The sequence below is a fragment of the Pseudoxanthomonas sangjuensis genome, assembly GCF_010211755.1.
GTDB classification, from domain to species: domain Bacteria; phylum Pseudomonadota; class Gammaproteobacteria; order Xanthomonadales; family Xanthomonadaceae; genus Pseudoxanthomonas_A; species Pseudoxanthomonas_A sangjuensis.
Window position 1 is genome coordinate 112974 of record NZ_PDWR01000004.1, and the last position, 13239, is coordinate 126212.

10 protein-coding genes are annotated in these 13239 nt (G+C 71.7%); 7 read left to right on the plus strand and 3 right to left on the minus strand.

The annotated features are described in order from the left end of the window. The first annotated feature begins 14 nt into the window (after positions 1 to 14). Genes CSC71_RS03335 through CSC71_RS03345 form a run of 3 tightly spaced genes read left to right on the plus strand, consistent with a single transcriptional unit; the run spans position 15 to position 7997 of the window. Positions 15 to 6047 carry an Hpt domain-containing protein gene (locus CSC71_RS03335; protein ID WP_246191940.1) on the plus strand — a complete coding sequence of 2011 codons (6033 nt, stop codon included), beginning with the start codon at positions 15 to 17 and terminating at the stop codon, positions 6045 to 6047. Further along, positions 6034 to 7506: a chemotaxis protein CheB gene (locus CSC71_RS03340; RefSeq protein ID WP_162372929.1), complete on the plus strand. Its 1473-nt coding sequence runs from the start codon at positions 6034 to 6036 to the stop codon at positions 7504 to 7506. Before CSC71_RS03335 ends, CSC71_RS03340 begins: the two co-directional genes overlap by 14 nt. A 20-nt stretch (positions 7507 to 7526) precedes the next feature. Then, positions 7527 to 7997, plus strand: coding sequence for a chemotaxis protein CheW (locus CSC71_RS03345; RefSeq protein WP_162372930.1), 471 nt, complete (start codon positions 7527 to 7529; stop codon positions 7995 to 7997). Positions 7998 to 8012: 15 nt separating this feature from the next. Here CSC71_RS03345 and CSC71_RS03350 read toward each other — a convergent pair whose 3' ends face one another. Next, positions 8013 to 8744, minus strand: coding sequence for a 16S rRNA (uracil(1498)-N(3))-methyltransferase (locus CSC71_RS03350; RefSeq protein WP_162372931.1), 732 nt, complete (start codon positions 8742 to 8744; stop codon positions 8013 to 8015). Further along, complete coding sequence (gene bioA, locus CSC71_RS03355) at positions 8735 to 10165, minus strand: adenosylmethionine--8-amino-7-oxononanoate transaminase (protein ID WP_211367836.1); 1431 nt, start codon at positions 10163 to 10165, stop codon at positions 8735 to 8737. The genes CSC71_RS03350 and bioA overlap by 10 nt, the downstream gene beginning before the upstream one ends. A gap of 50 nt (positions 10166 to 10215) precedes the next feature. Between bioA and nudE the strand changes: the two genes are divergently transcribed. From nudE to CSC71_RS03375, 4 genes are all read left to right on the plus strand, one after another. Further along, complete coding sequence (nudE, locus tag CSC71_RS03360) at positions 10216 to 10764, plus strand: ADP compounds hydrolase NudE (protein ID WP_162372933.1); 549 nt, start codon at positions 10216 to 10218, stop codon at positions 10762 to 10764. Further along, on the plus strand, positions 10765 to 11571 hold the full coding sequence (gene cysQ, locus CSC71_RS03365; protein ID WP_162372934.1) for a 3'(2'),5'-bisphosphate nucleotidase CysQ: 807 nt from the start codon (positions 10765 to 10767) through the stop codon (positions 11569 to 11571). It begins immediately after the preceding gene. Between the two features lie 5 nt (positions 11572 to 11576). Continuing rightward, positions 11577 to 12395, plus strand: a complete 819-nt coding sequence (gene mazG, locus CSC71_RS03370) for a nucleoside triphosphate pyrophosphohydrolase (RefSeq protein ID WP_162372935.1) — start codon at positions 11577 to 11579, stop codon at positions 12393 to 12395. A 71-nt stretch (positions 12396 to 12466) separates the two neighbouring features. Continuing rightward, positions 12467 to 12769, plus strand: coding sequence for an Mpo1-like protein (locus CSC71_RS03375; protein WP_162372936.1), 303 nt, complete (start codon positions 12467 to 12469; stop codon positions 12767 to 12769). A 24-nt stretch (positions 12770 to 12793) separates the two neighbouring features. Here CSC71_RS03375 and CSC71_RS03380 read toward each other — a convergent pair whose 3' ends face one another. Next, a complete protein-coding gene (locus CSC71_RS03380) occupies positions 12794 to 13132 on the minus strand; it encodes a DMT family protein (protein ID WP_162372937.1) in 339 nt (112 codons plus the stop codon). Positions 13133 to 13239: the final 107 nt, after the last annotated feature.

Here is a 13239-nt window from a genome sequence, read left to right on the forward strand (position 1 = left end):
GCGGGGGTGCGCCGGTGAACGCGCTGCGCGACGCGATGAGCCAGGCGGCGCTCGGCTGGGTCAAGCCGGAGCTCGACGAGACCCTGCGCCTGGCGCGGGCCGAGGTCGAATTCTTCGCCGAGGATCCGAACGACACCGCGCGCATGCACCTGTGCGCCGGCTACCTGCACCAGGTGCAGGGCACGCTGCAGATGGTCGAGTTGTACGCGCCGGCGATGGTTGCCGAGGAACTGGAGCTGCTGGCGCAGTCGCTGCACGACGGCAAGGCGGCCGACCGCGACGAGGCCTGCGCCACGCTGATGCGCGGCACCGTGCTGCTGCCGGACTACCTGGAGCGCCTGCAGGGCGGGCACCGCGACATCCCGATCGTGCTGCTGCCGCTGCTCAACGACATCCGCGCGGCGCGCGGCGCGCCCGGGCTCAGCGAAAGCGTGCTGTTCGCCCCCGACCTGGACCGTCCGCTGCCGACCAGCGTGCCGCTGCCGGAGCCGATGCCGTGGCAGGCGCGGCGCGGTCGCATCGATGCGGCGCGGCAAAGCTTCGAACAGGCGCTGGCGGGCTGGCCGGAGGGCGGCGCGCCGCGCGACCCGGTCGGGCTGGCCGCCGCGCTGAAGGAATTGTCGGGCAGCGTCGAGAAGACCGTGGCGCGGCGCTCGCTGTGGGTCGCCGCCTCGGTCGCCGAAGCCCTGCGCGACGGCGCGCTGGCGGCGTCGGATGCGTTGCGCCAGGGCTTCGCCGGCCTCGGCCGCGCGCTGCAGCATTGGCAGCAGGACGGCGCCGACGTCGACCTGCCGCCGGGCCAGGAACCCACCCGCCAGCTGTTGTACGCGGTGGCGCAATCGTCGTCGCGACACCCGGCGCTGGACGAGCTGCGCGCCACCTTCCAGCTCGACGCGGCCGCGCCCAGCGAGGCCGAGGTCGACCACGCCCGCAGCAGCATCAGCGGCCGCAACCGCGCGCTGTTCGACACCGTCGGCGGCGTGGTCAAGGAAGAGCTGATGCGGGTCAAGGACGCGCTCGACCTGCACATGCGCACCGGCGCCGACATCGCCGCGCTGCAGCCGCAGGTCGGCGAATTGTCCAGCGTCGCCGACACCCTCGGCATGCTCGGCCTCGGCGCCGCACGCGACGTGGTGCTGCAGCAGCGCGACGCGCTGTCCGCGCTGGTCGCGGGCCAGCGCCGGGCCGACGAAGGCGCGCTGCTCAACATCGCCGGCGCATTGCTCTACGTCGACGCCTCGCTCGACAGCCAGGTCGCCAACCTCGGTGCCGCCGGCAGCCACGAGGAAGGCGCGCACGCCACCGACGCGCAGCACACGATCGGCGCGCTGGCGCAGGAGGCGATCGCCAACTTCGCCGCCGCGCGCGAAGGCTTCGTCGCCTTCATCGAAACCGGCTGGGACCATGCCGAACTGGCCGAAGTGCCGCGCCTGCTGGCCGAAGTCGCCGGCGCGTTGCGCATCCTCGACCTGGCGCAGGCGGCCGACTACGTCGAAGGCGTGCGCCGCTACGTCGGCAACGAACTGATCGGCAGGCGCCGCGTGCCCGGCGGCCAGCAGCTGGACACGCTGGCCGACGCGATGGCCAGCCTCGAGTACTACCTGGAGGCGCTGCGCGACAAGCGCCCGAACCAGGGCGACATCCTCGACATCACCCGCAGCAGCCTCGAAGCCCTGCGCTACTGGCCGCTGCCGCCCGAGCTGGCGGTCGAGGAAACCGTCGCCGCGGAAGAAGAACCGGAACCGGCGGCAGCGGAAGAAGCGCCGGCGCCGGTGCCCGCGGCGGCCATGGAGCCGCCGGCGGTCGCGGCCGGGCTGATCGAGCCGAGCACCGCCGCGCTGGTCGATGCGGTGGTCGCCAGGGCCGCGCCCGCGCCCACCCTGGTCACGCAACCGCCGGAAACGGCGGATGCGGTGCCGGCGACCGCGATCGGTCCCGAGCAGGGCGGTTTCGACACCCGCAGCGGCGACATCGACGACGAGATCCGCGAGGTCTTCCTCGAGGAATTCGACGAGGAAATCGCCAACCTCGAGCGTCTGCTGCCGACATGGCGCGCCGCGCCGGACGACCTGGAGAAGCTGCGGCCGATCCGCCGCGTCTTCCACACGCTGAAGGGCAGCGGCCGCCTGGTCGGCGCCGGCATGCTCGGCGAGTTCAGCTGGAAGATCGAGAACATGCTCAACCGCGTGCTCGACGGCTCGCGGCCGCCGTCGGAAGCGGTGCTCGCGCTGCTCGGGCAGGCCAGCGACACGTTGCCGCAGCTCAACGCCGCGCTGCACGGGCGCAAGGCGGTGTGGGCCGACATCGAAGGCATCAAGGAAGTCGCCGACCGCATCGCCGCCGGCGAGGACGCGTTCTATACCGCGCCGGTCGGCCTGCCGCGCTTCGACGAACCCGCGCCGGCGCCAGCCGCGGCCCCGGTGGCCGCCGCGCCGCCGCTGGACGGCACCCCGGCGCAGGTCGACGGCGTGCTGCGCGAGATCCTCGAGACCGAGGTCGCCAACCATCTGGAAACCGTGCACGACTGGCTGGCGCGCGCCGAATCCGCGCCGCAGCCGGCCAGCGAGGCGCTGCTGCGCGCGTTCCACACCATGAACGGCGCGTTCGCGATGGCCGACGTGCCGGAAATCCCCGAGGTCACCGGCGCGGCCGAGCAATACCTCAAGCGCCTGCTGCCGGCCAACGTGCCGGTGTCCGACGCCGGCGTGGTCGCGCTGGCCGAAAGCGCGCAGGCGATCAGCGGCACGATGGCCGCGCTGCGCACGCCGGCGCCGCGCGTGCCGGTGTTCGCCGAGCTTGCCGCGCGCCTGTCCGCGCTGCGCGACAGCCTGCCGCCGGCGCCGGTCGCGGCGGAACCGCCGGCGGGCGCCTACGTGGAGGCGCTGCCGCCGATCGCGCCGCCGCTGGCGCCGGATGCGCTGGAACTCGCGGAACTGGTCGACAACGATCTGTCGGCCTACCTCGCCGCGCCGGAACCCGGCGCTCCGGCCGGCGCAGCCGCGCCGACGCAGGACCGGCAGCCGGAAGCGGTCGAGCCGTTCAGCGACGAAGCGGCCGGAATCGCCGACATCGGCTACGACGCCGCTTCGTTCGAAGTCGAGGAGATCAGCCTCGAAGACGCGGACGGCCAACCGGGCGTGGGGATCGAGGAAATCGCGCTCGAACCGGCCGGGGCGGAACTGCAGATCGAGGAGATCTCGCTGGCGTCGGCCGAACCGGTCGCGGAAGCGGAACCGTCCCCGGAAGCGCACGACGTCGTGCCGCCGCTGGCGCCGGACGACCTGCAGGTCGAGGAGGTCGTGCTGGAAGACGCCGCGACGCCGGAGCCGGCTGTCGAAACCGGAATCGTCGAGGCGGAAGCTGTCGAAGCGGAAGCCATCGAAGCCGGGGCGACGGAAGAAACGGCGATCCAGGAACCGGTTTCCGAACAAGCCGCGGCCGAAGAAGCGGCTGCTGAAGAAGCGGCTGCCGAAGAAGCGGCTACCGAAGAAGCGGCTACCGAAGAAGCGGCTACCGAAGAAGCGGCCACCGAAGGAATGGCCGTCGAGGAAGCTGCAGCCGAAGCGGAGCCCGTCGCCGCGGAACCGGCGGTCGAGCTGCCGCCGCTGAAGGCGCCGGTGCTGGCGCCCGAGCCGGCGCCGCAGCCGGCGGTGATGGCCGACATCGATGCCGGCGAACTCGACGCCGCCGAACTCGATCTCGACCTCGTCGACATCTTCGCCGAGGAAGGCGCCGACCTGCTCGACCATTCCGACGGCGTGCTCGCCAAGCTGCGCGAGGCCCCGGACGACCGCAACCTGGTCCTCGAACTGCAGCGCGACCTGCACACGCTCAAGGGCGGCGCGCGCATGGCCGGCATCAACGCCATCGGCGACCTCGGCCACTCGATCGAGTCGCTGCTCGAGCAGGTGGCCGCGCAGCGCGTCGACCTGGGGCTGGACGGCGTCCGCGCGCTGGAACGCGGCTTCGACCGCCTGCACGCGCTGCTGGCCAAGACCAGCGCGCACCGCGCGGTGAAGATACCGGCCGAGCTGATCGCCGAATTCAACGCGCGTTCCGAAGGCCGGTCGCTGCCGGTTCCCGGTGCCGCCGACGCCGGACCGGCGCACGCGCCGGAACTGGCGCCGCTGTCGGCGCCGGTGGAGATCGGCGAAGCGGTCGCCGAACCCGTCGCCACGGAGCAGGCCGCCACGCCGGCCGTCGCGGCCGACACCGAGTTCTTCCCGCAGGCCTCGCAGGAGCAGGTGCGCATCCGCGCCGACCTGCTCGACCGCCTGGTCAACTACGCCGGCGAAGTCGCGATCTACCGCGCGCGCCTCGAGCAGCAGCTGGGCGCGTTCCGCGGCGCGATGGCCGAACTCGACCGCACCAACACCCGCCTGCACGACCAGCTGCGCCGCCTCGACCTCGAGACCGAAGCGCAGATCGTCGCGCGCTACCAGCGCGAGCAGGACCGTGGCGACCCCGCGTTCGACCCGCTGGAACTGGACCGCTTCTCCACGCTGCAGCAGCTCAGCCGCGCGCTGGCCGAATCCGCGGCCGACTTGACCGGCCTGCAGGGCGTGCTCGACGACCTGTCGCGCCAGTACGACAGCCTGTTGCAACAGCAGTCGCGCGTGAGCTCGGAACTGCAGGACGGCCTGATGCGCGCGCGCATGGTGCCGTTCGACGGCCTGGTGCCGCGCCTGCGCCGCGTGCTGCGCCAGGCCGCCGCGGAAACCGGCAAGCAGGTGCGCATGGAGCTGGACGGCGCGCACGGCGAACTCGACCGCAACGTGCTCGAACACATGACCGCGCCGCTGGAACACCTGATGCGCAACGCGGTCGCCCACGGCCTGGAAACGCCCGACGTGCGCCGCAAGGCGGGCAAGGACGCCGAGGGCACGGTGCGCATCAGGCTGCGCCGCGAAGGCTCGGAAATGGTGCTGCAGATTTCCGACGACGGCGCCGGCATCAACCACGAGGCGATCCGCAAGCGCGCCGAGGCGCGCGGCCTGATCGCGCCGGGCGCGACCCCGAGCCCCGCCGAGCTGGAGCGCCTGATCCTCGAATCCGGCTTCAGCACCGCCGAAAGCGTCAGCCAGCTGGCCGGCCGCGGCGTCGGCATGGACGTGGTCTACAGCGAAGTGCGCCAGCTCGGCGGTTCGCTGGACATCGGTTCGGAAGCGGGCCGGGGCACCACCTTCACCCTGCGCCTGCCGCAGACCCTGGCGGTCACCCAGGCCGTGTTCGTGCGGATCGGCGAAACCCAGTTCGCGGTGCCGGTCGCCGCGGTCGGCGGCATCGGCCGCATCGCCCGCGAGCGCTACGACGTCGCCGGCGGCAAGTACCTGTACGGCGGCCAGGAATACGCGTTGCACGACCTCGGCGCCTTGACCGGCCACGACCCGGCCAAGGCCGAGGGCGAGGCGCAGATCCCGCTGTTGCTGGTCAACGCCGGCGACCTGCACGCCGCGGTGGCGGTCGACGAAGTGCTCGGCAACCGCGAAATCGTGGTCAAGCCGGTCGGCCCGCAGCTGGCCTCGATCCCCGGCATCTACGGCGCCACGATCACCGGCGACGGCAGCATCGTGGTGATCCTCGACGCCGCGCCGCTGGTGCGCCGCCACCTGTCGCAGCCGGCGCTCGCGCACGCTTCCGCCGCGCAGTTGCCGGAACAGCGGCGCGTGCCGCTGGTGATGGTGGTCGACGACTCGCTGACCATGCGCAAGGTCACCGGCCGCGTGCTGGAACGCCACAACTTCGAGGTCGTCGCCGCGCGCGACGGCGTCGAGGCGCTGGAGCGGCTCGAGGAACGCATCCCCGACCTGATGCTGCTGGACATCGAAATGCCGCGCATGGACGGCTACGAGCTGGCCACCGCGATGCGCGCCGACCAGCGCTTCCGCAACGTGCCCATCGTCATGATCACCTCGCGTACCGGCGACAAGCACCGCCAGCGCGCGTTCGAGATCGGCGTGCAGCGCTACATGGGCAAGCCGTACCAGGAGCTGGACCTGATGCGCAACGTCTACGACCTGCTGGGAATCGCCCGTGTCCGCGAATGAATCCAGGCGCGTAGCCCTGCTGGCGCGCGAGGGCGCGGCGCGCGAAAAGCTGCGCCAGACCCTGCGCGAAGTCGGCGCCGACGTCGTGATCGAGGCCGACCCGGCCGGCGTCGACGCCGTCGCGCTGAGGGCGGCCGCACCGCAGGTGCTGCTGGTCGCGCTGGAGCCGGTGATCGAGGACAGCCTGCAACGGCTGGGCGAAGTGCTGCACGACCCGGAGATCAGCGTGATCTTCGACGACGCCGAACTGGCCGCGCAGCGCGAAGGCTGGAGCGCGCAGCGCTGGGCGCGGCACCTGGCGGCCAAGCTGCACGGCCACCAGGACGTGCTGCCGCCCGGGCACGAGGAAGACGAAGCCGACAAGGTCGCGCAACTGCGTCCCGGCCGCCCGGCGACGCCGGCGCAGCTGCACGCCGGCGACACCTTCGATCCGCATGTGCGCGAAGCGCGCGATACCGCGCCGGCGCTGCCGCAGGACGGCCTGTTGCCCGGCGAAGGCGATGGCGATGGCCCGGATGCGGACAGCGGTCTCCTGTCGCTGTCGGACGAGCCGTTGTCGCTGAGCGACGAACCCGAGGCCTGGCAGCCGCCGACGCGCACGCTGGACAACGAACTGGTCGATGGCTTCGGCGGACCGCGCCTCGACCCCGAACCCGACCCCGACCCCGTGCCGGAACCGCCGCGCAGGGCCGAACCGCCGCCGTTGCCGCCCGAGCTTCCGCCCGTCGCGTCCAAGCCGCTGCCCAGCGGCCTGAAGCTGGAACTGGAGGAACTGGATGCTGCACCGGCCACGCCGGCACGGCCGCAACCGGCGGAGCCGGCCGCAGTGCCGCCGCCGTTCGGCGGCCTGTCGCTGGAGCTGGAATCGCTGGACGGCGCGCCTGCCGCGTCGGCGCCTTCGCCGCCGCCGCCGGTGCAACCGCAAGCGGAGCCGCCGGCGCAGGGCGCAGTGGTGCTGTTCGCCGGGATCGGCGGTCCGGACGCGGGGCGTCGCGTGCTGGCCGAACTGCCGGCGGGTTTCCCGCGCCCGGTGCTGGTGCACCTGCGCCTCGACGGCGGCCGCTACGACAACTTGGTCAAGCAGCTCGAGCGCGTCTCGCCGATGCCGGTGGTGTTGGCCGGCGCCGGCGACATGGCCAAGCGCGCGCAGGTCCACGTGCTGCCGAACGACGTCACCGCCGGCGTCGAGGAGGGCAGCGTCCGTTTCGTGGCCGGCGCGACCGTCGCCAGGGACCTGATCGCGGCGCTGCCGGCGGCACAGAGCTCGGTGCTGCTGCTCAGCGGCAGCGATCCGGCCTGCGTCGACGCGGCGGTGGCGCTGGCGGCGCAGGGCGCCTACGTCGCCGGCCAGTCGCTGCAGGGCTGCTACGACCCGGCGGCGTCGAAGGCGCTGCAAATCCGCGGCGGCAGCGTCGGTACGCCATCCGAACTGGCCGCCGGCGTGGCCAGGCACGGCTGAAACGATTCCCGGAGTAGAGCATGGCCCATTCCAACGACGAAATCCGCGGCGTACTGGTGCAGGTCGCCGGCGAGCGCGTGCTGCTGCCGAACGCGACGATCGGCGAAGTGCTGGCGAAGGTGCCGGTGGAACCGATCGCCAACGCGCCGCAGTGGCTGGCGGGACGGATCCACTGGCACGGCTGGCAGGTGCCGCTGGTGTCGTTCGCGCGCCTGGCCAACCTGAGCGACGAAGGCCTGACCGCGAACAGCAAGATCGTGGTGCTGAAGGCGCTGGGCGGCGACGCGGACATGCCGTACGTGGCGCTGTTGACGCCGTCGTTCCCGCGCCTGGTGTCGGTGCCGCGCGACGGCCTGCTGGCCGACGCCAGCGAGGAGTCGTTGCCGGAAGGCGTGCTGGTGCGCGTGCTGATCGGCGACGAAGTGGCGCTGCTGCCCGACCTGGACAAGGTCGAATCGATGGTCGGCGAGGCGTTGAAGCAGGCGGCGTGAGGCCTGGCGCCGCCCCTACAAGTCGCCAAATCTGGATTGCAGCGCCGCGATCGCGGCCAGCCCCGCGGTTTCCGTGCGCAGGATCCGCGGGCCCAGGCGCAGGCCGCCGAAACCGGCCGACTTCAATGTTTCGCGGTCGCGCGGCGACCAGCCGCCTTCGGGGCCGATGGCGACGGCGACCGACGGAGGCGACGGCGCCGGCAGCGACGACAGCGCGTGTTCGCCTTCCGGGTCCAGCGTGAGTTTCAGCGTCGCCTGCACCGAGCGCGCGGCGTCGGCCAGCGAAGCCGGCGCGGACAGTTCCGGGATCGTCGCGCGGCCGCTCTGTTCGCAGGCGGCGACGATCACGTTGCGCCAGTGCTCGACACGCCTGGCCGCGCGCTCGGCGTCGAGCTTCACTTCGCTGCGCTCGGAATTCACCGGCACGACCGCGGCGACGCCGAGCTCGGTCGCCTTCTGCAGGATCAGGTCCATCTTCTCGCCGCGGGCGATGCCCTGCAGCAGCACGATGCGCAGCGGCGATTCGTTGCGGGCCTCCGACTTCGAGGCGACCGCGGCGCGGACCTCGCGCTTGCCCGCCGCGACGATGCGCGCGGCGTAGTCGTGGCCATCGCCGTTGAACAGCACGCACTCGTCGCCTTCGCGCAGGCGCAGCACGCGCACCAGGTGCGCGGCGGCCGAGTCGGGCAGGGCGATTTCCGCGCCGGTCGACAGCGGCGTCGCGACGAAGCAGCGGGTCAGGCGCATGCGGTGGCCTCGTCGATCGCCGCGCGCGTGGTTTCCGCGAGCAGCGCGAGTTGCGCGTCGTCGATGCAATACGGCGGCATCCAGTACAGGACGTCGCCGAGCGGGCGCAGCACCACGCCGCGGGCCAGCGCGGCGCGGTAGGCGCGCAAGCCGACGCGCGCTTCGGCCGGGAAGGGCGTGGCCCGGTTCCCGTCGCGGGTCAGTTCGAAGGCGACGATCATCCCGGTCTGGCGCACGTCGGCGACATGCGGGTGGCCGCGGAACGCGTCCGCCAGCCGCGCCATCTTCGCCGCGGTGGCGCGGTTGCGTTCGAGGATGCCGTCGCTTTCGAAGATGCGCAGCGACGCCAGCGCCGCCGCGCAGGCCAGCGGGTTGCCGGTGTAGCTGTGCGAATGCAGGAAGGCGCGTTCGCGCGAATCGTCGAGGAAGGCGTCGTAGACCTGCTGCGTGGCCAGCACCGCCGCCAGCGGCAGGAAGCCGCCGGTCAGGCCCTTGGACACGCACATCAGGTCGGGCATCGCGCCGGCCTGCTCGAACGCGAACATCGTGCCGGTGCGGCCGAAGCCGGTGGCGATCTCGTCGGCGATCAGGAACGCGCCGTTGGCGTCGCACAGCTGGCGCGCGCGGCGCAGGTAGGCGGGGTGGTGCATGCGCATGCCGCCGGCGCACTGCACCAGCGGTTCGACGATCAGCGCGCAGATCTCGCCGGGATGGCGATCGAACAGCGCCGCCAGCGCGTCGGCGGCGCGCCCGGCGCACTGCTCGGCCGATTCGCCGCCGCGCGCCGCGTAGGCGTCCGGCGACGGCGCGAACAGCGCTTCGGCCAGCAGCGGCGCGTAGGTGCGGCGGTACAGCGGGATGTCGCCGACCGACAGCGCGCCGATGGTCTCGCCGTGGTAGCCGTTTTCCAGCGCAACGAATTTGCTCCGCCGTTCCTCGCCGAGGTTGCGGAAGAAGTGGAAGGCCATCTTCAACGCCACTTCGACGCCGGCCGAGCCGTTGTCGGCGTAGAACACCTTGGCCGGCGGCTCGCGCCCCGCCTGCTTCGGCGCGATGGCCAGCAGCTTCTCCGCCAGTTCGATCGCCGGTTCGTGGCCGAAGCCGGCCAGCAGCACCTGCTCCAGCGTGCCCGCCTGTTTCGCGATGGCGGCGGCGATGCGCGGCTCGGCGTGGCCGAACAGGTTGGTCCACCAGCTGCCGACCGCGTCCAGGTAGCGGCGGCCGTCGTGGCCGACCAGCCATGCGCCTTCGCCGCGCGCGATCGGCACCAGCGGCAACGCGTGCGGATGCTCGCGCATCTGCGTGCAGGGATGCCACAACACGGCCAGGTCGCGCTCGCGCCAGCGCGCCGCCTCCGGATTCCCACCGTCAATAGTCGCCGGCTCTGCTACCATTCGCGGGACATGTTCCATCGACTGCATCCCGCCATCATATCGGCCGCGACCAGACCGTGCATGGCTGGGCACGCGCCATGAGCCGCCGGCTCCCCACGATCCATGGCGTGACCGAGCAGGAAGCCGGACCCTACCGGATGGAGCGGCTGGACCTGGAATTCGCCAACGGCGAGCGCCGCCGTTTCGACCGCCTGGTCACGCGCGGCCACGGCGCGGTGGTGGTGGTGCCGATGCTCGACGACGAAACCGTGCTGCTGGTGCGCGAATACGCCGCCGGCGTGCACCGCTACGAACTGGGCCTGGTCAAGGGCCGCATCGATGCCGGCGAAACGCCGGAGCAGGCGGCCGACCGCGAATTGAAGGAGGAAGCCGGCTACGGCGCGCACCGCATCGACGTGCTGCGGCCGCTGAGCCTGGCGCCGACCTACATGAGCCACCAGTCGTGGCTGGTGCTGGCGCGCGACCTGTACCCGGAAAAGCTGCCCGGCGACGAGCCGGAGGAGCTGGAAGTGGTGCCGTGGAAGCTGGAGCGGCTCGACGAGCTGATGCTGCGCGAAGATTTTTCCGAAGGCCGCTCGCTGGCGGCCCTGTTCATTGCCAGGGAATGGCTGCAACGGTTGTCCTGAATGCGAATCTCCCCCGACCATTACGAAGCGGTGATCGCCATCGCGCACGAGGCCGCCGCCGCGATCATGGCGGTGTACGCGCAGACGTTCGAAGTCGAGAGCAAGGCCGACGACACGCCGCTGACCCGCGCCGACATGGCTGCGCACCACATCATCGCCGAAGGCCTGCAGCGTTTGACGCCGGACTGGCCGGTGCTGTCGGAGGAGGCCTCCGACATCCCGTGGTCGGTGCGCGCGGAGTGGCCGACCTACTGGCTGGTCGATCCGCTCGACGGCACCCGCGAGTTCGTCAAGCGCAATGGCGAGTTCACCGTCAACATCGCGCTGGTCGAAGAGAACCAGCCGGTGTTCGGCGTGGTGGTGGCGCCGGTCACCGGCACCGCGTGGCATGCGATGCAGGGCCGTGACGCGTTCCGCCGCGACGGCGACAGCGACACGCTGCTGCGCACGCGGCGCCCGGCGCGGCCGCCGTTGCGCGTGGCCGCGAGCCGCTCGCACCGCGATGCGCGCACCGATGCGCTGCTGGAGCGGATCGCGGCGTGGAGCGGCGATGCGGCGGAGACGCTGGCGCTGGGTTCCTCGCTGAAATTCTGCCGCATCGCCGAGGGCGCGCTGGACGTGTACCCGCGTTTCGGGCCGACCTCGGAGTGGGACACGGCGGCGGCGCAGTGCATCCTGGAATCGGCCGGCGGGGCGTTGCTGGCGCCGGACGGGCGGTCGTTCCGCTACAACCGGCGCGAGTCGCTGTTGAACGGCGACTTCATCGCGCTGGGCGATCCGACCCTGCCTTGGCAGGATTGGCTGTAAACGGCATGGACAGGCCGAAAGCCCCCATCGACGAACTCCTCGAAATCATGGCCCGGCTGCGCGATCCGCAAGGCGGTTGCCCGTGGGACCTGCAGCAGGATTTCTCGACCATCGCGCCGTACACGATCGAGGAGGCCTACGAAGTCGCCGATGCGATCGACCGCAACGACCTGGACGACCTGAAGGGCGAACTCGGCGACCTGCTGCTGCAGGTGGTGTTCCACGCGCAGATGGCGAAGGAGCGGGGCGCGTTCGGCTTCGACGACGTGGTGCGTTCGATCAGCGACAAGATGCTGCGGCGGCATCCGCACGTGTTCGGCGAGGCCTCGCGCGACGACGCGGCGGCGGTCGAGGAGAGCTGGCATGCGATCAAGCGGGCCGAACGCGCCGCGGCCGGCGACGAGGATGCATCCGCGCTGGCCGGCATCGCCCGCGGCCTGCCGGAATGGCAGCGCGCGGTGAAGCTGCAGGCGCGCGCGGCGAAGACCGGCTTCGACTGGCCCGGTCCGGAGCCGGTGATCGCCAAGCTGCACGAGGAAATCGACGAAGTGCGCGCCGAATTCGCCCGGGGCGACGTGGAGGCGAACCGCGCGCGGCTGGAGGACGAGATCGGCGACGTGCTGTTCGTCTGCGCCAACCTGGCGCGGCACGCGAAGGTCGACGTCGGCGCGGCGCTGCGCCACGCCAACGCGAAGTTCGAGCGGCGCTTCCGCGCGATGGAAAGGCTCGCCGAAGCCGACGGCAGGCCGCTTGCCGGACAACCGCTGGAAGCGCAGGAGGCCTACTGGACGCGGGCCAAGCGCATCGAGCGCGGGGAAGGCTGAGCGGCGGCGTTGTCTCCGCATCGCGCCCGGCGCATCATGGCGCCGTCGCGACGCCGCTTCCGGGAGGGGAAATGAGCCGCTTCGCCAGTTTCCGCGAGTTCTATCCGTTCTACCTCAGCGAACACCGGAACCGCACTTCGCGCCGGCTGCATTTCGCCGGCAGCTGCGGCGCATTGGGCTTCGTCGCCGGCGCGATCTTCAGCGGCAACGCGTGGTGGCTGCTGGCCGCGCTGTTCTGCGGCTACGGCTTCGCCTGGGTGGGGCATTTCTTCTTCGAGAAGAACCGGCCGGCGACGTTCAGGCACCCGTTCTATTCCTTCGCCGGCGACTGGGTGATGTTCAAGGACATCCTGGCCGGGAAGATCAAGTTCTGAGAAAGCGCTGCGCCGGCGGTTCGGTCACTCCTTGAACATCAGGAACGCCGCGCCGACGATCAGCGCGAACGCGGCGTAGTGGTTCCACTTCAGCGGCTGGCCGAGGAACCACGCCGAGAAGCCGGCGAACACGACCAGGGTGAGGATTTCCTGGATCGTCTTCAGCTGCACCACCGAGTACGCCGCGTTGCCGATGCGGTTGGCCGGCACCATCAGCGTGTATTCGAAGAAGGCGATGCTCCAGCTGGCCAGGATCGCGACCAGCAGCGGCGCGGCGCGGTATTTCAGGTGCCCGTACCAGGCGAAGGTCATGAAGATGTTGGAGCCGAGCAGCAACAGGATCGGCAGCAGGCGGGCGGTCATGGGGGCGGGGTCCCCCGCGGCAGGGCGCCGGGGTCGAAAGGGCGCCGATCATAGCGCTCCGCGGCCGTGCCGTGGCGGTAAACTGCGCGCACTTTCCCGACGGAGAA

Coding starts and splice junctions, on each gene's coding strand:
- bioA (WP_211367836.1), bottom strand. CDS start 10,165: ATGCAGTCGATGGAACATGTCCCGCGAATGGTAGCAGAGCCGGCGACT.
- CSC71_RS03345 (WP_162372930.1), top strand. CDS start 7,527: ATGGCCCATTCCAACGACGAAATCCGCGGCGTACTGGTGCAGGTCGCC.
- mazG (WP_162372935.1), top strand. CDS start 11,577: ATGGACAGGCCGAAAGCCCCCATCGACGAACTCCTCGAAATCATGGCC.
- CSC71_RS03350 (WP_162372931.1), bottom strand. CDS start 8,744: ATGCGCCTGACCCGCTGCTTCGTCGCGACGCCGCTGTCGACCGGCGCG.
- CSC71_RS03375 (WP_162372936.1), top strand. CDS start 12,467: ATGAGCCGCTTCGCCAGTTTCCGCGAGTTCTATCCGTTCTACCTCAGC.
- CSC71_RS03380 (WP_162372937.1), bottom strand. CDS start 13,132: ATGACCGCCCGCCTGCTGCCGATCCTGTTGCTGCTCGGCTCCAACATC.
- nudE (WP_162372933.1), top strand. CDS start 10,216: ATGAGCCGCCGGCTCCCCACGATCCATGGCGTGACCGAGCAGGAAGCC.
- cysQ (WP_162372934.1), top strand. CDS start 10,765: ATGCGAATCTCCCCCGACCATTACGAAGCGGTGATCGCCATCGCGCAC.